Source organism: Pimelobacter simplex, from assembly GCF_900114845.1.
In the GTDB taxonomy this organism is placed as follows: Bacteria; Actinomycetota; Actinomycetes; order Propionibacteriales; family Nocardioidaceae; genus Nocardioides; species Nocardioides simplex.
Window position 1 is genome coordinate 115,343 of record NZ_FOUK01000006.1, and the last position, 18,448, is coordinate 133,790.

Annotated in this window: 20 protein-coding genes and 1 riboswitch; of the genes, 7 read left to right on the forward strand and 13 right to left on the reverse strand. The window is 73.6% G+C overall.

Annotation, left to right across the window (positions count from 1 at the left end; genetic code table 11):
* The first annotated feature begins 17 nt into the window (after positions 1 to 17).
* The gene (locus tag BM223_RS22690) at positions 18 to 1,235 is read left to right on the forward strand and encodes a DUF4032 domain-containing protein (RefSeq protein ID WP_038677296.1); all 1,218 of its coding nucleotides are present in this window, start codon (positions 18 to 20) and stop codon (positions 1,233 to 1,235) included.
* Here the strand turns inward: BM223_RS22690 and BM223_RS22695 are convergent.
* The gene (locus tag BM223_RS22695; RefSeq protein ID WP_038677295.1) at positions 1,232 to 2,245 is read right to left on the reverse strand and encodes an asparaginase; all 1,014 of its coding nucleotides are present in this window, start codon (positions 2,243 to 2,245) and stop codon (positions 1,232 to 1,234) included. The genes BM223_RS22690 and BM223_RS22695 overlap by 4 nt on opposite strands.
* Positions 2,246 to 2,301: 56 nt before the next feature.
* On the opposite strand from BM223_RS22695, the gene BM223_RS22700 reads away from it, so the two are divergent.
* Positions 2,302 to 2,997: a YdeI/OmpD-associated family protein gene (locus BM223_RS22700; RefSeq protein ID WP_038677294.1), complete on the forward strand. Its 696-nt coding sequence runs from the start codon at positions 2,302 to 2,304 to the stop codon at positions 2,995 to 2,997.
* 93 nt (positions 2,998 to 3,090) lie between these two features.
* On the opposite strand, the gene BM223_RS22705 is transcribed toward BM223_RS22700, so the two are convergent.
* The 9 genes from BM223_RS22705 to BM223_RS22745 all read right to left on the reverse strand — a co-directional run bounded on the left by BM223_RS22705 (position 3,091) and on the right by BM223_RS22745 (position 11,086).
* A complete protein-coding gene (locus tag BM223_RS22705) occupies positions 3,091 to 4,365 on the reverse strand; it encodes an HNH endonuclease signature motif containing protein (protein ID WP_075018727.1) in 1,275 nt (424 codons plus the stop codon).
* Positions 4,366 to 4,427: 62 nt separating this feature from the next.
* Entirely contained in the window at positions 4,428 to 6,092 is a 1,665-nt protein-coding gene (gene thiC / locus BM223_RS22710) for a phosphomethylpyrimidine synthase ThiC (protein WP_038677291.1), read from the reverse strand.
* Positions 6,089 to 6,775: a bifunctional hydroxymethylpyrimidine kinase/phosphomethylpyrimidine kinase gene (locus tag BM223_RS22715; protein ID WP_038677290.1), complete on the reverse strand. Its 687-nt coding sequence runs from the start codon at positions 6,773 to 6,775 to the stop codon at positions 6,089 to 6,091. Before BM223_RS22715 ends, thiC begins: the two co-directional genes overlap by 4 nt.
* Positions 6,772 to 7,335, reverse strand: a complete 564-nt coding sequence (locus tag BM223_RS22720) for a thiamine phosphate synthase (protein WP_038677289.1) — start codon at positions 7,333 to 7,335, stop codon at positions 6,772 to 6,774. The genes BM223_RS22715 and BM223_RS22720 overlap by 4 nt, the downstream gene beginning before the upstream one ends.
* Positions 7,332 to 8,096, reverse strand: a complete 765-nt coding sequence (locus tag BM223_RS22725; RefSeq protein WP_038677287.1) for a thiazole synthase — start codon at positions 8,094 to 8,096, stop codon at positions 7,332 to 7,334. The genes BM223_RS22720 and BM223_RS22725 overlap by 4 nt, the downstream gene beginning before the upstream one ends.
* The gene (gene thiS / locus BM223_RS22730) at positions 8,093 to 8,302 is read right to left on the reverse strand and encodes a sulfur carrier protein ThiS (RefSeq protein ID WP_038677286.1); all 210 of its coding nucleotides are present in this window, start codon (positions 8,300 to 8,302) and stop codon (positions 8,093 to 8,095) included. Before thiS ends, BM223_RS22725 begins: the two co-directional genes overlap by 4 nt.
* On the reverse strand, positions 8,299 to 9,297 hold the full coding sequence (locus BM223_RS22735) for an FAD-dependent oxidoreductase (RefSeq protein ID WP_038677285.1): 999 nt from the start codon (positions 9,295 to 9,297) through the stop codon (positions 8,299 to 8,301). The genes thiS and BM223_RS22735 overlap by 4 nt, the downstream gene beginning before the upstream one ends.
* On the reverse strand, positions 9,297 to 9,887 hold the full coding sequence (gene thiE / locus BM223_RS22740) for a thiamine phosphate synthase (RefSeq protein ID WP_038677284.1): 591 nt from the start codon (positions 9,885 to 9,887) through the stop codon (positions 9,297 to 9,299). Before thiE ends, BM223_RS22735 begins: the two co-directional genes overlap by 1 nt.
* A riboswitch (TPP riboswitch) is annotated at positions 9,879 to 9,988 on the reverse strand. (Overlaps the previous gene by 9 nt.)
* Positions 9,989 to 9,991: 3 nt before the next feature.
* The gene (locus tag BM223_RS22745) at positions 9,992 to 11,086 is read right to left on the reverse strand and encodes an NAD(P)-binding domain-containing protein (RefSeq protein ID WP_052138303.1); all 1,095 of its coding nucleotides are present in this window, start codon (positions 11,084 to 11,086) and stop codon (positions 9,992 to 9,994) included.
* A 198-nt stretch (positions 11,087 to 11,284) separates the two neighbouring features.
* On the opposite strand from BM223_RS22745, the gene BM223_RS22750 reads away from it, so the two are divergent.
* The 4 genes from BM223_RS22750 (at position 11,285) to BM223_RS22765 (ending at position 15,087) form a co-directional block, all read left to right on the forward strand.
* On the forward strand, positions 11,285 to 12,592 hold the full coding sequence (locus tag BM223_RS22750) for a choice-of-anchor P family protein (protein WP_038677283.1): 1,308 nt from the start codon (positions 11,285 to 11,287) through the stop codon (positions 12,590 to 12,592).
* Between the two features lie 88 nt (positions 12,593 to 12,680).
* Complete coding sequence (locus BM223_RS22755) at positions 12,681 to 14,372, forward strand: fumarate hydratase (RefSeq protein ID WP_038677282.1); 1,692 nt, start codon at positions 12,681 to 12,683, stop codon at positions 14,370 to 14,372.
* A 29-nt stretch (positions 14,373 to 14,401) separates the two neighbouring features.
* Positions 14,402 to 14,767 (forward strand): hypothetical protein, encoded by a 366-nt coding sequence (locus tag BM223_RS22760; protein WP_038677281.1) that lies wholly within the window; start codon positions 14,402 to 14,404, stop codon positions 14,765 to 14,767.
* A gap of 38 nt (positions 14,768 to 14,805) precedes the next feature.
* Positions 14,806 to 15,087, forward strand: coding sequence for a TFIIB-type zinc ribbon-containing protein (locus tag BM223_RS22765; RefSeq protein ID WP_038677280.1), 282 nt, complete (start codon positions 14,806 to 14,808; stop codon positions 15,085 to 15,087).
* On the opposite strand, the gene BM223_RS22770 is transcribed toward BM223_RS22765, so the two are convergent.
* Together BM223_RS22770 and BM223_RS22775 are read right to left on the reverse strand one after the other, a co-directional pair.
* A complete protein-coding gene (locus BM223_RS22770; protein WP_038677278.1) occupies positions 15,068 to 16,018 on the reverse strand; it encodes an SdpI family protein in 951 nt (316 codons plus the stop codon). The genes BM223_RS22765 and BM223_RS22770 overlap by 20 nt on opposite strands.
* Positions 16,015 to 16,377: a GntR family transcriptional regulator gene (locus tag BM223_RS22775; protein ID WP_038677277.1), complete on the reverse strand. Its 363-nt coding sequence runs from the start codon at positions 16,375 to 16,377 to the stop codon at positions 16,015 to 16,017. The genes BM223_RS22770 and BM223_RS22775 overlap by 4 nt, the downstream gene beginning before the upstream one ends.
* Before the next feature lie 84 nt (positions 16,378 to 16,461).
* Here BM223_RS22775 and BM223_RS22780 point away from each other — a divergent pair, with 84 nt between their 5' ends.
* Positions 16,462 to 17,853 (forward strand): class II fumarate hydratase, encoded by a 1,392-nt coding sequence (locus BM223_RS22780; RefSeq protein WP_038677276.1) that lies wholly within the window; start codon positions 16,462 to 16,464, stop codon positions 17,851 to 17,853.
* A gap of 17 nt (positions 17,854 to 17,870) precedes the next feature.
* Here the strand turns inward: BM223_RS22780 and BM223_RS22785 are convergent, their stop codons facing one another.
* A complete protein-coding gene (locus tag BM223_RS22785; protein ID WP_038677275.1) occupies positions 17,871 to 18,182 on the reverse strand; it encodes a hypothetical protein in 312 nt (103 codons plus the stop codon).
* Between the last annotated feature and the right edge of the window lie 266 nt (positions 18,183 to 18,448).

Here is an 18,448-nt window from a genome sequence, read left to right on the forward strand (position 1 = left end):
GTCGTAACTTTGCTTGCATGGCGCTCCACGTCGTGGCCGCACGCACCGATCCGGCCCTCTTCCGCCTGCCGTGGTCGCGTCCGCTCGCGGACTGGGAGGACTGGTACGTCGTCCCGCTGCCGCTCGGCCTGTCCCGCCATGTCGTCCGGGTGGTCCAGGTGAACCGGCAGTTCATCGCCGTCAAGGAGACCGCCGAGCCGATCGCGCTGCGCGAGTACCACCTGCTGCGCGACCTCCAGCGGCTCGACCAGCCGGCCGTCGTCCCCCGTGGGGTGGTGACCGGCCGCGTCTCCGGCTCCGGCGAGCCGCTCCCCGCGGCCCTGCTCACCGAGCACCTGCACTACTCGCTCCCCTACCGCACGCTCTTCCAGCGCGGGCTGCGCGCCGAGCAGGTGCCGGCTCTCGTCGACGCCCTCGTGGTGCTGCTCGTGCGGCTGCACCTGGCCGGCTTCTTCTGGGGGGACGTGTCGCTCTCGAACGCGCTCTTCCGCCGCAGCGCCGGCGGATTCTCGGCCTTCCTCGTCGACGCCGAGACCGGCGAGCTGCGCTCGCACCTGTCCGACGCGATGCGCGAGCACGACGTCACCGTCGGCGTCGAGAACATCTTCGCCGAGCTGATGGACCTGCAGGCCAGCGGCGACACCGACATCGACGTCGACGGCCAGGAGGTCGTCGCCCAGCTCGCCGACCGCTACCACGCGCTGTGGGACGAGCTCACCGCCGCCGAGGAGTTCGGCACCGACGAGTGGTACCGCGTCGAGCAGCGGATCGCGCGGCTCAACGACCTCGGCTTCGACGTCGACGAGCTCGACGTGCAGACCGACTCCGACCGGGTGCGCATCCAGCCCAAGGTGGTCGAGGCCGGCCACCACCGGCGCGAGCTGCGCGAGCTCACCGGCCTGGTCGCCGAGGACAGCCAGGCGCGCAAGCTGCTCAACGACCTGGCGGCGTACACCGCGCACTTCGGGTACGACGACGAGGACCGCGAGACCGTCGCCCGGCGCTGGCTCACCACGATCTACACCCCCATCGTGGCGCTGCTCCCGCCCGAGCTGCGCCGCGCGATCGCGCCGGCGGAGTACTTCCACGAGGTGATGGAGCACCGCTGGGCGCTGTCGGACGAGGCCGGCCACGAGGTCGACATCTTCGACTCCGCGCGCGACTACGTCGCCAACGTCCTCCCCCACCGGCCCCCGGACCAGCCGGGACCGGCCACGGTCCCGGAGGGAGGCTAGGGGGTGCCTCGCGCGGTGAGCTCGTCGCGCAGCCGCGCCGTGTCGGCGGGACCGGTCGCGAGCAGCGCCCACAGCAGCAGCCGGGCCTTGACCGGCGGCAGCCAGCCGGCCCCGATCGCGCCCCGCGCGAGCAGGTCGATCTCCGAGCCCGGGTAGCCGTACATCGCCCGTCCGGTGGGGCCGGAGCCCGTCCGCGACGCGAACACCACCGGCATCCGCTCGGCCGCACGACCCACCGCCCGGGCCATCGCGGCCGACACGTGACCGGCGCCGAAGCCCGCGATCACCACGCCGTCGACCCCGCTGTCGCGGACCGCGTCGAGGACGTGCCCGTCGTCGCCGAGGTAGGTCGCCAGCAGCGGCACCCGCGGGTCGGGGGTGTCGGGGGTGTCGGCGGACGGCAGGTCCAGCGCGGGCGCCCGGCTCGCCGGGACGCCGTACACGACCTCGGCCTCGACGCACCGGCCGATCGGCCCGAAGCCCGCGGACCGGAAGGCGCTCGTGGACATCGAGTCGGTCTTGGCGACCCAGCGCGCCTGGTGCACCTCGTCGTCGAACGCGACGAGCGCCCCGCGCTCGCGCGAACCCGGCGCCAGCGCGCACCGCACGGCCGTCAGCAGGTTGGCCGGACCGTCCGCGCCGGCTGCCTGCGCCGAGCGCATCGCACCGGTCAGCACCAGCGGCTCGGGCCGGTCCCAGAACAGGTCGAGCAGGTACGCCGACTCCTCCAGCGTGTCGGTCCCCTGCGTGATCACCACCCCCGCCGCGCCCGCGTCGACGGCGTCCCGCGCCCAGCGCAGCGTCCGCAGCACCGTCGGCTCGTCGAGCGACGGGCTGGGCAGCTGCGCCAGCGTCTCGGCCCGGACCGTCGCGATCGCGCCGAGCCCCGGCACCGCCGCGACCAGCCGCTCGGCGCTCAGGGTCGGCACGATCTCGCTGCCGTCGTCGGCATCCGACGTGGACGCGATCGTGCCGCCGAGCGCGCCGATCGCCACCAGAGGACTGCTCATGGCGCCATCCTCGCGGATGCGCCCGCGCTGTCGGCGGCGGGTGGCAGGCTGACGCCATGCCGGACGACGCCACCCCCGGCCGCCTCGGCGGCTCCCCCGAGCGGCCTGCCCGCTTCTTCGCCGACGCCGCCGAGTTCGGCGCCTGGCTCGCCCTCCACCACGACACCGAGACCGAGCTGTGGATGGGCCTCTACAAGAAGCACGTCCCCGACCGCGGGCTCACCTGGGCCGACGCCGTCCCCGAGGCCCTGTGCTGGGGCTGGATCGACTCCGTCGCCCAGCGCATCGACGAGGACGCCACCCGCCAGCGCTGGACGCCGCGCCGCAAGACCAGCATCTGGAGCAAGGTCAACATCGACCTCGTCGAGCAGCTCCGCGCCGAGGGCCGGATGCAGCCCTCCGGCCTGGCGATCTGGGAAGCCCGGCGGCGCGACGTCGCCCCCTACACCCACGAGGTCGAGGGCACGCTCGAGCTGCCCCCGCCGTACGCCGCCCAGCTCGCCGCCTCCCCCGCCGCCACCGCCTTCTGGGACGAGGCCACCGCGACCTACCGCCGGATCTGCACCAACTGGGTGCTCACCGCCAAGCAGGAGGCCACCCGCGACCGCCGCATGGCCCAGCTCGTCGACTGCTCGGCCACCGGGGAGCTGATCCCCAGCCAGCGCTACGGCGAGGTGCCCAAGTGGGTGACGCGGGCGGCTGCCGCTGCGGCGGCTGCGGCTGGTGCTGCTGCCGCTGGTGGGGCGGAGTGATTGGGCTTTCGCTCGAGGTCTGCTCGGGTCAGGGTCTTCTTTACTGATGGCGTGGTGGCGCGCCGCAGTGGCTGCAGTACCTGGTTGCGGTGGTCAGCGGGTTGCGGGTTGCTGCCGGTACACCCCTGGCTCGGGGTCCTCGCGATCATCGGAGTGGTCGTGCTGGTGTGTTCCGCGGTGGCTCACCTCGAAGTGGAAGCCCGCGGGGCTTCGCCACACGTAGGTGCCGATCTTGGTGACCTGGTAGCGCCAGGCGCTGTGGGTCTTGGCCCGGTGGTGGCGCCTGCACAACGGCACCAGGTTGCACGGACACGTCGGTCCGCCCCGGTTGTGGGGTATGGCGTGGTCGAGGTCGCAGCGCATGGCTGCTCGGGTGCAGTACGGGAAGCGGCAGGTGTGGTCGCGGAGCTCGACTTGCTGGCGGTGGCGGTCCGGGATCTCGTAGGCCGTCACCGGGACGTGCCCGGCGAGGTCGATCACCGGCCGGACCGTCACCGACATCCCGGGCTGGGCCAGCCACTCGCGGATCTGCTCGGCGCTGATCGGCTGCTGGTCCCACCGGCCGACTGGGTTGCTTCCCGCAAGGGTCGTGTTGGTGAGGTGGATGTTGAGGACGGCCTTGCGACCTGGGGTTCCCTCGATGTCGAGGGTGAGGTCGTTGCGGGCCAGATCACCGAGGGCTTGGGAGCGGCGCACGTCCAGGCTCGCCTCGTTGCCGAGCCGGCCGAGCAGCGTGGCTCGGCGGCTGATCGCCTGGTCGAGGTCGCGGCCGTCGGCGGCGTCGAGGAGGCCGTCGATGGACACGAGGCCGTTGGTGTCGGGGGCGCCGACCTCGACGTAGCGGTGGTCGCTCGCCGCCGCCCGTTCGGCTTCATAGCGCTCGGGGTCGAACCGGATGACCGCCTCCGCGATCAGCCGCTCCAGCTGGGCCCAGCCGACGCCGGTGGCGTTGAACAGCTGCCGGTCGACAAAGGCGGCGGCATCGGGGCAGAGCGGGCGGGTGGCCTCGGCGATCCGCTCGGCCCGCCACGGCGCCAACCGGCCCGCGACCACTGAGGCGTAGACCTGCGGCAGCCGCCACGCACACTCCAAGACCCGGCCCACATAGACCCGGCCACCATCAGGGGAACGGCCCAGCACGGCCACGAGCTCCATGAGTGCGAACTCCGAGACCAGCGGGGCGCCCTCGCCGGCGATCGGGAGGCCGGTGTCGACGAAACCGTCCCGGATGGTCGCCGCACCCGCCCCCGGGCCGGTCACGGTGTTGCCCGCGGCCCACTCCACGATGCCCGCCCACTCCCGCACCACCGACTCCTCGCGCCCGCGCACCTCGGCACGAAGGTCGGCGAGAAGGGCGGTCGAAGTCATACCCGTATTAGATCAGGAGGGTCCGACACAACCCCGGGCCAAACCCGCGCCGCGCTCACCCCCTACGCCTCCACGTACACCGTCCCGCCCAGCTCGACGAACTCCGCCGACTTCTGCGCCATCCCGTCGGTGGCGAAGCGGTCCCGGACGTCCTGGCTGATCCGCATCGAGCAGAACTTCGGGCCGCACATCGAGCAGAAGTGCGCGGTCTTGGCGTTCTCGGCGGGCAGCGTCTCGTCGTGGAACGACTCGGCCGTCACGGGGTCGAGGGAGAGGGCGAACTGGTCGCGCCAGCGGAACTCGAAGCGGGCCTTGGACAGGGCGTCGTCCCAGTCCCGGGCGCCGGGGTGGCCCTTGGCGACGTCGGCCGCGTGCGCGGCGAGCTTGTAGGTGATGACGCCGGTCTTGACGTCGTCGCGGTTGGGCAGGCCCAGGTGCTCCTTGGGGGTGACGTAGCAGAGCATCGCGGTGCCGTGCATGGCGATGGTGGCCGCGCCGATGGCCGAGGTGATGTGGTCGTAGCCGGGCGCGATGTCGGTGGCGAGGGGGCCGAGCGTGTAGAAGGGCGCGCCGTGGCACCAGTCCTGCTGGAGGCGGACGTTCTCCTCGACCAGGTGCAGCGGGACGTGGCCGGGGCCCTCGACCATCACCTGGACGTCGTGCTCCCAGGCGCGCGCGGTCAGCTCGGCAAGCGTGCGGAGCTCGGAGAGCTGGGCCTCGTCGTTGGCGTCGGCGGTGGAGCCGGGCCGGAGGCCGTCGCCGAGCGAGAAGGAGACGTCGTACTGGCGGAAGATCTCGCACAGCTCGTCGAAGTGCGTGTAGAGGAAGTTCTCCTCGTGGTGCGCGAGGCACCAGCCGGCCATGATCGAGCCGCCCCGGCTGACGATCCCGGTCACCCGGTTCGCGGTGAGCGGCACGTAGCGCAGCAGAACGCCGGCGTGGATGGTCATGTAGTCGACACCCTGCTCGCACTGCTCGACCACGGTGTCGCGGAAGACCTCCCAGGAGAGCTGGTCCGCCTCCCCGTTCACCTTCTCGAGCGCCTGGTAGATCGGCACCGTGCCGATCGGGACGGGCGAGTTGCGGATGATCCACTCGCGCGTGGTGTGGATGTCCTCGCCGGTCGACAGGTCCATCACCGTGTCCGCGCCCCAGGTGATGGCGTGGGTGAGCTTGTCGACCTCCTCGGCGATGGACGACGTCACGGCCGAGTTGCCGATGTTGGCGTTGATCTTCACCAGGAACCGCCTGCCGATGATCATCGGCTCGGACTCGGGGTGGTTCACGTTGGCCGGGATGATCGCGCGGCCGGCGGCGACCTCGCTGCGGACCAGCTCGACGTCGCAGCCCTCGCGGACGGCGACGTACCGCATCTCCTCGGTCACCTTCCCGGCACGGGCGTAGGCCATCTGCGTCACGTTCGCGCCCCGCCGCGGCTGCCGCTTCTCGCCGCGCCACTCGTCGCGGGCCTCGCCGCGCCGGATCGCGCTGCGGCCGTTGTCGACGAGCTGCGGCGCGCGCCCGTCGTACGGCGTGGTGTCGCCGCGGCCGTCGATCCACGCGGAGCGCAGCGGGGGCAGCCCCACCTCGGGGTCGGAGCCGGGACCCTCGGTGCAGTAGCGGTCGAAGGTCTCGCCGTTGGTGAGCGCGACCCGGGTGAACGGGACGGCGAGCTCGCCGGTCTCGTCACTCGTCAGGACACGGGTGTGGGCGGGGTGGACGGTCATGCGATCTCTCCTCGGTGGGGGGTGGTGTGGACGTGCGCGACGGGTCCTCGGCCGCGGCCGAGGGTCCAGTCCTTGCCGGCGACGAGCTGCTGGGTGACGTACGCCGCGGCCCGGTCGGCCGCGGTCGTGAGGGAGGCGCCGTGCGCCAGGTGGGCGGCGAGCGCGGCCGAGTAGGTGCAGCCCGTGCCGTGGTCGTTGGTGGTCGGGACGTCGCCGCCGCGGGTGACGATGACGCCGGGGCCGTCCGGCCGGCCGAGCGACGCGTGCTCCTCCTCGTTGGGGGTGGCGACGGTGGCGACGGGCAGCAGGTGCTCGCGGTACGCGGCGACCACGGCCTCCGACGCCAGCACGGCGCCCGACGTCGCGACCATGACCGGGTCGACGACGAGGAGCCGTCCCGCGCAGCGCTCCGCGACGAGGCGGACGACCTCGGGAGTCCCGAGCATCCCGGTCTTGACCGCGACCGGGTCGAGGTCGTCGAGCACCGCGTCGAGCTGGGCGACCACGACGTCGTACGGGACCGGGTGGACGGCGTGCACGCCGGTCGTGTCCTGCGCGGTGACGGCGGTGACGACGCACGCGCCGTGCACGCCGAGGGCGGCGAACGTGGCGAGGTCCGCGGCGATCCCGGCGGCACCGCCGGAGTCGGTGCCGGCGATCGTGACGACGACCGGCGGGTTCACCGGACCACCTCGCGCAGCAGCGCGGCGACCACGGTGGCCGGGTCGGCGGCCCGCATGACCGCACCCATCACGGCGACCCCGTAGGCACCCGATCGCCGCGCCACTGCGGCGTTCTCGGGCGTGATCCCCCCGAGCGCGAAGACGGGCAGCGGGGGCGCGGCGAAGGCAGAGGCAGGCAGCGGCGGCCCGTAGCCGGGCTTGCTCTCCGTCACCCCGTACGGCGACAGCGTGGCCCACCAGGCCCCGTCGGCCGCCGCGCGGAGCAGGTCGGCCCGGCCGTGGCACGAGCGCCCCCACCGGGTGGCGACCTCCGGCAGCGCGCCGTCGGCCGGCAGGTGCACGCCCACGCACCCGGCGACCGGGCGGTGCGCGGCGATCACCTCCAGGCCCGCGGACCGGGCGTGGTCGGCGATCTTGGCGCGCTCGTCGTCGGGGAGGTCCACCTCGCGCAGCAGCACGATGCGCAGCCCGGCGTCGGCCGCCGCCCCCAGGACGTCGCGCAGCGACCGGCCCTCGGGGACCTGGCGGCGGTCGGTGAGCACCACCAGCCGGCGGCTCATCCGACCCTCCCGAGCACGGGGCTGGAGGCGCGGGCCGAGGTCCGTCGGGGGATCCGGCCGGCGGCCCGCGCCAGCAGGCCCGCCTCGACCCCGAGCCGCAGAGCGGCGGCCATGGCGACGGGGTCGTCGGCCCGGGTGACCGCGGTGGCGGCGAGGACCGCGTCGCAGCCGAGCTCCATCGCGAGCGCGGCGTCGCTGGCCGTGCCGACGCCCGCGTCGAGGACCACCGGCACGTCGACCGCGGCCCGCACGGCCGCGATGGCGTGGGGGTTGAGCACGCCCAGCCCCGACCCGATGGGTGACCCGAGCGGCATCACCGCGGCGCAGCCGGCGTCCACGAGCCGGCGCGCGAGCACCGGGTCGTCGGTCGTGTAGGGCAGCACGACGAAGCCGCGCCGGACCAGCTCCTCGGCGGCGTCGAGCAGCTCGACCGTGTCGGGCAGCAGCGAGTGCTCGTCGCCGACCACCTCGAGCTTCACCCAGTCGGTGCCGAGCGCCTCGCGGGCGAGCTCGGCGGTCAGCACCGCCTCGCGCGCCGACAGGCAGCCGGCGGTGTTGGGCAGCAGCCGGGCGCCGGCCGTGCGCAGGGCCGCGAGCAGCCCGCCCTCGGCCAGGGACGACGTCCGCCGCATCGACACCGTCACCAGTGCCGGGCGGGCGGCGTCGAGGACGGGCCCGAGCAGGGCGACGTTGGGCAGGCCGCCGGTGCCGAGGAAGAGCCGGGACGACAGCGCCTCGCCGGCGATCACGAGGTCGCTCATCCGCCCTGCACCGCCGTCACCACGTCGACGACGGCGCCGTCGGCCAGCGGCCGGTCCGCCCAGGCCGAGCGCGGCACCACCTCCCCGTCGACCGCGACCGCGACGCCGTCGGGCGCGGCGGAGCCCAGCCGCTCGCGCAGCAGGTCGGCGACCGACGCGGCGCCGGTGCGCAGCTCCTCTCCGTTGCAGGTGCAGGTGATCGTCATCGTGCTCCTTCGGTCGTGCGGCGGGGATCCACCGCGGGGTCGACGTGACCGGTCTCGAGGTGGTCCGCGACGAGGCGGGCGGTCAGCGGCGCCAGCAGCACCCCGTGGCGGTAGTGGCCGGCCGCGAGGACGACGCCCGCCACGCCGCTCGGGCCGATCAGCGGCAGGCCGTCGGCGGTGGCCGGCCGGTCGCGGGCGGTCCCCTCGACCAGCTCGGCACGGTCGAGCGCGGGCCACAGCGCGCGGGCCGACGCCAGCAGCCGCAGCGCGCCGCCGCCGGTGAGCACCGGCGGCGCGGAGTGCGCCTCCGAGGTCGCGCCGAGCACGACCCGGCCGTCGCCACGCGGGACGAGGTAGACGGCCTCGCCGCCCACCCAGCCGCGGACGGTACGACGCGGCGGGTCGTCCGAGCGCAGCCGCAGGACCTCGCCGCGCACGCCGCTCACCAGGCCGGTCCACGGCGCGGGGAGGCCGGCCCCGGTTGCCACCACCGTCACCGCGGCGTCCGGGCGCGGGACCTCGCGCAGCGCGACCCGGTCGAGCAGCGCGGCGCAGACGGCACGCGGGTCGACGCTCGCCTCGTCCGGCAGCAGCGCGCCGCCGGCCACCCGGGCCAGCGCCGGCTCGGTAGCGCGGACGCCTGCACGGCCCAGCAGGCGCGCCTCGTGACCGTGCCGGCCGAGCAGCGCGACCTGGCGCTCGACCTGCTGCAGGTCACCGCCGTCGTACCCGACGAGGAGGGTGCCGGTCCGGCGCAGCGCGACCCCCAACCGCTCCGCGAGCGCCGGCCACAGCGCCAGCGAGGCCAGGCCGAGCCGGAGGATCTCCTCCTCGCCGTGCCACACCTCGGCGCCGGGGCTCAGCATCCCCGCCGCCGCGTACGACGCCCCGCTCGCCGGGTCGCGGTCGACCACGGCGACGTCGTACCCGCGCCGGCCGAGCTCCTCGGCGACCGTCAGCCCGACGATCCCCGCGCCCAGCACGTCGACGCGCATCAGCCGGCCGCCGCGACGAGCTCCTTCGCTGCACCGAGGGGGTCGGGATGTCGCCAGATCGCGCCGATCACGGCGACGCCGTGCGCGCCCGCGGCCCGCACCTCGGCGGCCCGCGCGGCGTCCAGGCCGCCGATGGCCACCAGCGGCAGCACCCCGGCCGCCGCGGTCACGGCCGCGACGCCCAGTGCGGCGGGCAGGCCGTCCTTCGACGACGTGGCGTGCACGGGTCCGAAGCCCGCGTAGTCGGCCCCCGCCTCCGCCGCCGCCACGACCTCGTCGCGCGAGCGGCAGGTCGCGCCGACCAGCAGCCCAGGGGCGAGCCGTCGGGCGTCGGCGACGGCGAGGTCGCTCGCGCCGAGGTGGACGCCGTCCGCGCCCGCCGCGAGCGCGACGTCGAGCCGGTCGTTGACGACGACCGTCGACCCGCGCGGCCGGACGGCGGCGAGCACCGACCGGGTCAGTGCGACGAGGTCCCCGGTGCCCAGGGACTTCTCCCGCACCTGGAAGCCGTCGATGCCGGCGTCCGCCAGTGCGGGCAGGAGGGAGAGGTCGTCCGCGGCGGACAACAGGCAGAAGATGCGTGCGCTCATCAGGTCCGTTCCTTCGCCGGCATGATCCGGATCAGGTGTGACGGTCGGAGCGGCTCCAGCTCCCTCTCAGCCCGCTGCCGCGGACTCCCGTGGGTGGTCGTGCGTCACGCTAGCGCACGATCCTCGGCGAGCTCCAGGGGGTGCTCGGCCAGGTAGCGCCGGACGGCGACCGCCGCCGCCCGTCCGGCCCGGTTGCCGCCGATGGTGCTGGCCGAGGGCCCGTAGCCCACCAGCTGCACGCGCGGGTCACGCACGGCCGTCGTCGCCGTCTGCACGTCGGCGCCGCTCTGCAGCAGGGCGATCCCGCCGTGCTCGCTGCGCAGCTGCAGCGGCGCCAGGTGGCCGACGGCGGGGCGGAAGCCCGTCGCCCAGAGGATCACGTCGGCGGGCTCGAACGAGCCGTCGGCCCAGCGCACGCCGTCGGGCTCGATCCGCGCGAACATGGGCCGCCGCCGCTCGTAGACCCCGAGGCGGGCGGCCTCCTGCTCCTGCGGGCGCAGGGCCAGCCCGGTCACGCTCACCACGCTCGCCGGCGGCAGGCCCGCGCGCACCCGCTCCTGGACGAGCTCGATCGCGTGCCGGCCGGCGTCCGCGTCGAAGTGGTCGCGCCACACGGGCGGCTTGCGGGTCACCCAGACCACGTCGGTGCGCGGTCCCAGCTCGCCGAGGAACTGGACGGCCGACGCCCCGCCGCCGACCACGACCACGCGCTTGCCGTCGAAGTGCTCGGGCCCGGGGTAGTCCGCCGTGTGCAGCTGCTCGCCGCGGAAGCTCTCGGCGCCCGGGTAGTACGGCACGAACGGCTGGGTCCACGTCCCGGTCGCGTTGACCAGCGTGCGCGTGGTCCACGACCGCTCCCCCGCGTGGACGACGAGGAGGCCGTCGTCGCCGTCGGTGACCCGGTCGACCCGCACCGGCCGGACGACGGGCAGGCCGTGCTCGCTCTCGTAGCGGCCGAACCAGGCCGGCAGCACCGCGTTGGCCCGCGCGCCGGAGTCACCCGGGGCGGCGGCGTCGGGCAGGTCGGCGACACCGTGCACGTCGTGCATCGACAGCGAGTCCCAGCGGTGCTGCCAGGCGCCACCGGGCTGCGGGTTGGCGTCGAGGACGACGTGGTCCAGGCCCAGCCGGGTGAGGTGGAAGGACGCCGAGAGCCCGGCCTGGCCGGCCCCGATGACCACCGCGTCGTACACGTGCACGCCGGTACAACGGCACCGCCCGGCCGGCTATGCCCGGGCCCCGCCATCTCGCCTCGGGTTCGTGCGTGACTTCCGGGCAGACCCTTCGTTAAATTGTCGCGCGGAATGCCCTTGCGCACTCGTCACGAGCGCGTGCGCGGTGGTTTCCTTGGGGGGCTAACTTCACAACGTCAAAAACACGAATGGGAATGGGGTCCCGTGAACGTGCGGAAGCTCGTCACTCTTGTCGCCTTTGCTCTCGGGGGCGCTGGGCTGGTCGCCGTACCGGCACCTGCCCACGCTGCCGACCCGGTCTACTGGTCCTACTCGGCGAGCACCGGCGCGACGTACATCAAGGTCCTCGACGGGGTCGTCCAGTCCGACCTGACCGCTCAGTCCGGGGTCACCGGCGGCGCGAAGTCGAGCACCTCCAAGAACAGCACCGCGGCCGTCAAGGTGCTCAACCTCGCCGACGTCGGCGCGGTCGAGACCAAGACCGACGCGGTGGTCCAGAAGGCCCTCGTCGGCCAGACGACCACGCTGAAGTCGTTCGCCCGCACGGCGCACGTCAGCCTCCTCGGCGGCCTCATCTCGGCCGACGCCCTCGAGACCAACGTGACGACCACCGGTCGCGCCGACGGCTCGGCGTCCTACACGGCCAACAGCCGCCTGGCGAACATCAAGATCGCCGGCATCAAGCTGCCGCTCAACATTCCCAAGAACTACGCGGTCACCATCCCGGGCGTCGCGAGCGTCACGCTCAACTACGCGCTGCACGGCAAGTACGACCAGCCCGAGGGCGACCTGGCCGGCACGATGGCCTGGGCCGTCGGCGTCACGCTGCTCAAGCCGCTCGGCGGCTACTCGGCCGGCGTGACCCTGCTGGTCAACCCGGTCAACCAGTACCTCTCCGAGGTCGCGCCGTCCTCCGGCGCCTCGCTCGGCGGCACTGCCTACGGCACGCGCATCCAGGCGCACGTCGGCGACGACATCCAGGTCGTCAGCGACCCGACCGCCCGGGTCGGCACGCCCGTCGGCTCCAGCAACGGCCGCACGCTGACCAACTCCACGCTCGGTGTCCGGGTGCCCGGCATCCTCACCACCGGCGTGATCAGCTCCGCCACGACGTCCAAGAAGGACGCCTACGGCAACGCCGAGGTCACCAACACCAACCAGACCGCGGGCATCAACCTGCTCGGCGGCCTGGTCAAGGCCAACGCCATCAAGGTGTCCGCCGCCGGCAAGCTGCAGGACGGCAAGTGGACGTCGGCGATGAACATGGAGCTGGTCAACCTGGTGATCGCGGGCCAGAAGATCCCGATCAACGTCTCGCCCAACACGATCCTCGACATCGCCGGGCTCGGCAAGGTCGCGCTGAACCTCCAGCAGACCAGCACCAACGGCGCCTACCAGAACGCCATCACGGCCGTGAAGATCACCCTCGACACCGCGCAGGCGGGTCTCCCGATCGGAGCGACCATCGAGCTGGGCGTGGCCTACACCGCCATCGCCCCGGCTGCCGGCTGACGCCGCACGTACCACCCTCCGAGGGGCCGGGTCGCCAACAGGCGGCCCGGCCCCTCGGGCGTTCCCCGGCGGGATATCCTGTCGTCTCGTGGCTGAAGCTGAGTTCCGTTACTCCGACCTCCTCCCCACCGGCAAGGACGACACGCCCTACCGGTTGCTCACGAAGGAGGGCGTCGAGACCGTCGAGGGCCCCGACGGCCGGACCTTCCTCAAGGTCTCCCCCGAGGCGATCCAGCGACTCACCGCCGAGGCGATGCACGACATCAGCCACTACCTGCGGCCCGCCCACCTGGCGCAGCTGCGGAAGATCATCGACGACCCCGAGGCGTCGGGCAACGACCGCTTCGTGGCGCTCGACCTGCTCAAGAACGTCAACATCTCCGCGGGCGGCGTGCTGCCGATGTGCCAGGACACCGGCACCGCGATCGTGATGGGCAAGAAGTCCGAGGGCGTGCTCACCGGCGCCGACGACGGCGAGTGGATCAGCAAGGGCGTCTACGACGCCTACACCAAGCTCAACCTGCGCTACAGCCAGCTCGCGCCGCTGACGACGTACGACGAGAAGAACACCGGCTCCAACCTGCCCGCCCAGATCGAGCTCTACTCGACCCCCGGCGCCGACGGGAAGTCGCCCGAGTACAAGTTCCTCTTCATGGCCAAGGGCGGCGGCTCGGCCAACAAGTCGTTCCTGTTCCAGGAGACGAAGGCCATCCTCAACCCGAAGCGGATGCTCGAGTTCCTCGACGAGAAGATCCGCTCGCTCGGCACGGCCGCCTGCCCGCCGTACCACCTGGCGGTGGTGATCGGCGGCACGTCGGCCGAGTTCGCGCTCAAGACGGCCAAGTACGCCAGCGCGCACTACCTCGACAACCTCCCCACCGAGGGCTCGATGGACGCGCACGGCTTCCGCGACCTCGAGCTCGAGGAGGAGGTCTTCAAGCTCACCCAGTCGTTCGGCATCGGCGCGCAGTTCGGCGGCAAGTACTTCTGCCACGACGTCCGCGTGGTCCGGCTCCCCCGCCACGGCGCCTCCTGCCCCGTCGCCATCGCCGTGTCCTGCTCGGCCGACCGCCAGGCGCTCGGCAAGATCACCGCCGAGGGCGTCTTCCTCGAGCAGCTCGAGACCGACCCCGCCCAGTACATGCCCGACGCCGGCGTCGCCGAGGACATCTCCGGCGGCGAGGTCGTCAAGGTCGACCTCAACCGGCCGATGAGCGAGATCCTCGCCCAGCTGTCGTCGTACCCGGTGAAGACGCGGCTCTCGCTGACCGGCCCGCTCGTCGTCGCCCGCGACATCGCGCACGCCAAGATCCAGGAGCGCCTCGACGCCGGCGAGGAGATGCCCGACTACCTCAAGAACCACCCCGTCTACTACGCCGGCCCGGCCAAGACCCCCGAGGGCATGGCCTCCGGCTCGTTCGGCCCCACCACCGCCGGCCGGATGGACTCCTACGTGAAGTCCTTCCAGGCCGCCGGCGGCTCGATGGTCATGCTCGCCAAGGGCAACCGCTCGAAGCAGGTCACCGAGGCCTGCAACGAGCACGGCGGCTTCTACCTCGGCTCCATCGGCGGCCCGGCCGCGCGCCTGGCCCAGGACTGCATCAAGAGCCAGGAGGTCATCGAGTACCCCGAGCTCGGCATGGAGGCGGTCTGGAAGATCGAGGTCGAGGACTTCCCCGCGTTCATCGTCGTCGACGACAAGGGCAACGACTTCTTCACCGACCCGGGCGGCGCGGTCACCGTACCGATCACCGGGATCCGGGTGCGCTCGGCGGAGTAGCCCCTCGGGCCCCGGGTACCGCCCGGGGCATGGCTGTCACCGCGTTCCAGGACCTCCCGCTCGCCGACCGCGACCGCGCGTGGGACGGCGACGCGGCCGAGAAGCGCGTCCGGCGCTGGGCGGGCGCCGAGGACGAGCCCAACGCGAGATACCGCGACGCCCACGTCTGGTACGACGCCGACGCCAAGGACAACTTCACGGCCTACAAGCTGCTGATCGCCGATGTGGTGGACGACCGCCTGGTCGCCGTCCCGCGCGGCGTGATGGCGGCCGCCGGGGTGGTCCAGGGCGCCCGCGGGGGCGTCGACATCCCGGCCCGGGACGCCGACCGCGTCCGCAGCCACCTCGCGAAGTACTACCGCAAGATGGACGACACCGCTCCCTGGGACGACTGAGCCGGGAACCTCGGGCTGGGGCCGTCCGTTCACCAGGCATGCGCTGCCCTGTGGACGAGACGACGCTGGTGATGAGCGAGCGGAGCGGGATCGAGATCGACTACTGCCCCCAGTGCCGCGGGGTGTGGCTCGACCGCGGCGAGCTCGACAAGATCATCGACCGCTCCGCCGAGGTGCCGCCGCCCGCGGCCGCGCCGCAGCAGAAGCCGCAGTACGACAGCTACCGCGAGCCGCGCCAGCAGCAGCAGTACCCGCCGCAGCAGCAGGGCTACTACAAGAAGCGTAAGCGCGAGTCCTGGCTCAGCGAGCTGTTCGACTGAGCCGTCCGACCAGGGCGTTCACGAGCTCCGCGGCGGCCTCGGGCCGGTCGACGGTGGCCGCGAACTGCTGACCGTCGCGCAGCGTGAGCACCAGGCCCGGCCCGCGGCGCGCGACGGCGGCCCGCCCGCGCGTCGCCCTCCGGTAGCCCCAGCCGCCCCAGCGCAGCGGCTCGATCTCGGCGGCCTCGGCCGCCGCGATGTCCGCGAGGTCGATCCGGACCCGCGGCCACTGTGCGGGGCCCCACGAGACCGCGACCCCGGCGTCGTCGACCCGGGCGGTCACCACGTGCACCCACGCCACGGCGACGGCGGCCAGCGCGGTGGCGAGCGCCGCCGGCCAGACGGCGAACCACAGGGGCAGCGTGCCGAGGCCGAGCACGATCCCGGCGACGAGCAGCCGCCGCGACGAGGCCTGGCCGACCCACACCACGCGCTCGCCGTCGGCCAGCGCCACGCTCGAGGCCGGCACCGGGACCGGAGCGCCCGGACCACTGGTCCCCGGCAGCAGCCGGTGCACGACGAGGGCGGCGACGAACGGCAGCACCGTGGCCAGCACGATGCTCACGACGGGCAGCCGGACGTCGTCGGCCCGGGCGGCCCCCTCGGCGGCGAGCAGCGTGGCGACGTACAGGCTGGCGGGGAGGGCGGCGAACCAGGTCGCGCCCGCGGCCCCGAGCCCGGCGAGCGCCGTCCCGCGTCCCGCGCGGGCGATGCAGCCGAGCGCCACCAGCGAGGCGAGGACGACGACGGCCAGCACTGCCGTCGTGAAGGCACCCAGCCCGAGCGTGCCGTCGACCTCCCCGCCGATCCCCCAGTGCGTCGGCACCGGGTCGGGGACGTCGCCGCGCAGGCACAGCGCCACCCCGGCGGCCCACAGGGGCGCCTGGAGCACGGCGACGGCGGCGAGGAGCTGGCGGAGGCGGAGGTTCATGAGGAGGCCTTTCGGAGCTCGTCGGCGAGCTGGTCGGGGGTGAGGCCGATCCGGGCGGCGCGGTCGAGCAGCGCACGCAGCTCGCGCCGCAGCGCGATCCGCTCGCGGTCGGGCTCGGCGAGGTCGCTGCGCACGTGGGCGCCGCGGCCGCGGCGCAGCTCGACGATGCCCTCGTCGCGCAGCACGCCGTACGCGCGCAGCACGGTGTGCATGTTGACGTCGAGCCCGGCCGCGAGCTCGCGGGCCGGGGGGAGCTTGTCGCCGCCGCGCAGGCTGCCGTCGATCACCGCGGCCCGGACCTGGGCGGCGATCTGCTCGGCGAGCCCGAGCGGGCTGGCGGGGTCCACGCGGATCAACATGTTTGCATCGTACTAGAACAACTCAAGCACCGCACCCCGGGCGGGGGCAGCGGACGGCTGGCCCGGCCGAGTAGCGTCGGACCCGTGAGCACTCCCGACGGCTTCCGCACCGAGCACGACTCCATGGGCGAGGTCCTCGTCCCGGCCGACGCCCTCTGGCGCGCGCAGACCCAGCGCGCCGTCGAGAACTTCCCCATCAGCGGGACGCCGATCGAGCCGGCCCTCATCCACGCCCTCGGCCACGTCAAGGGCGCGGCCGCGAGCGCCAACGTCGCGCTCGGCGTCCTCGACCCCGAGCTCGCCACCGCGATCACCACCGCCGCCCGCGCCGTCGCCGACGGTCAGTACGACGACCAGTTCCCCATCGACGTCTTCCAGACCGGGTCCGGCACCAGCTCCAACATGAACGCCAACGAGGTGATCGCCTCGCTGTGCGCCCTCGACGGCGTCACCGCGCACCCCAACGACCACGTCAACGCGAGCCAGTCGAGCAACGACACGTTCCCGACCGCCATCCACGTCGCCGCGGCCCTGGCCGTCACCGACGACCTGGTCCCGGCGCTCGCCCAGCTGGCGACGTCCCTCGAGGTCAAGGCGCAGGAGTTCGCCGGGCTCGTGAAGTCCGGGCGCACCCACCTGATGGACGCCACTCCGGTCACCCTCGGCCAGGAGCTCGGCGGCTACGCCGCCACCGTCCGGTACGGCGTCGAGCGGCTCGCCGCCGTCCTCCCCCGGGTCCGCGAGCTGCCCCTCGGCGGCACCGCCGTCGGCACCGGCATCAACACCCCGCCCGGCTTCGCCGCCGCGGCCATCGAGGCGCTCAGCGAGGCGACCGGCCAGGAGTTCACCGAGGCCCGCAACCACTTCGAGGCCCAGGGCACCCGCGACTCGCTGGTCGAGCTCAGCGGCGCCCTGCGCACGATCGCCGTCGGCCTGACCAAGATCTGCAACGACCTGCGCTGGATGGGCTCCGGCCCCACCACGGGCCTGGCCGAAATCCACCTCCCCGACCTGCAGCCCGGCTCGTCGATCATGCCCGGCAAGGTCAACCCGGTGCTGCCCGAGGCGACCCTCATGGTCTGCATGCAGGTGATCGGCAACGACGCCGCCGTCACCGTGGCCGGTGCGAGCGGGAGCTTCGAGCTCAACGTCGCCATGCCCGTCCTCGCCCGCAACGTGCTTGAGTCGGTCCGGCTCCTCGCCGCCGCCTCCCGCACCCTCGCCGAGCGCTGCGTCGACGGCATCACCGCCGACGCCGAGCGGATGCTGCGCTACGCGGCGTCCTCACCCTCGGTGGTGACCCCGCTCAACAAGCACATCGGCTACGAGGCCGCCGCCGCGATCGCCAAGCAGGCGCTCGCCACCGGCAGCACCATCCGCGAGACCGTCCTCGCCCTCGGGTACGTCGACCGCGGCGAGCTCACCCTCGAGCAGCTCGACGCCGCCCTCGACCTCACCTCGATGACGCACCCGTAGCCGTCCGGGCGCCGACCTCAGGCCCGCCTGCGCCCCGTCAACGTCGCCGCCACGATCACCGCGACCGCCGCCACCGCGATCTGCCACAGGTGCCGCAGCCAGTCGATGCCGTTGGTCGCGTTGTCCCACGTGGCCTCGTGCCCGTCGAACGGCTTGTTGTTGTGCCCGAACAGCACCCAGTAGAGCAGGCTGCCGACGAGCATGCCGACGATGCCGCACACCACGGTGAGCCAGAGCGGGAACTTCGTGCGGTCCCCCGGAGCCACGGCCTTGCCGATGAGCCCGATGATGGTGCCGCCGACCAGGGTGACGATGATGGTCCAGAGCATGAGCGTGCCCCTTCTGTCGTACGGGGCACCCGGAAGCCCCGGCTAAGCGCCATCATGCACCTTCGGGAGGTCGCCGTGCGTCCGCGCGGCGTGTCGCGGCAGCCGGCGCGACGCGCTCGCGCCAGCAAGCCCCGCGAAGGCCGACGCCGAGGCCTGGCCGCCCAGAACCAACGACCGGGCAGAACCTCGACCGCGAGCGCGGCAGCGCGGCGCGACGAAGGAGCGACCCGCTCGCGCCAGAAAGCCCCGCCAAGGCCGATCGGCGG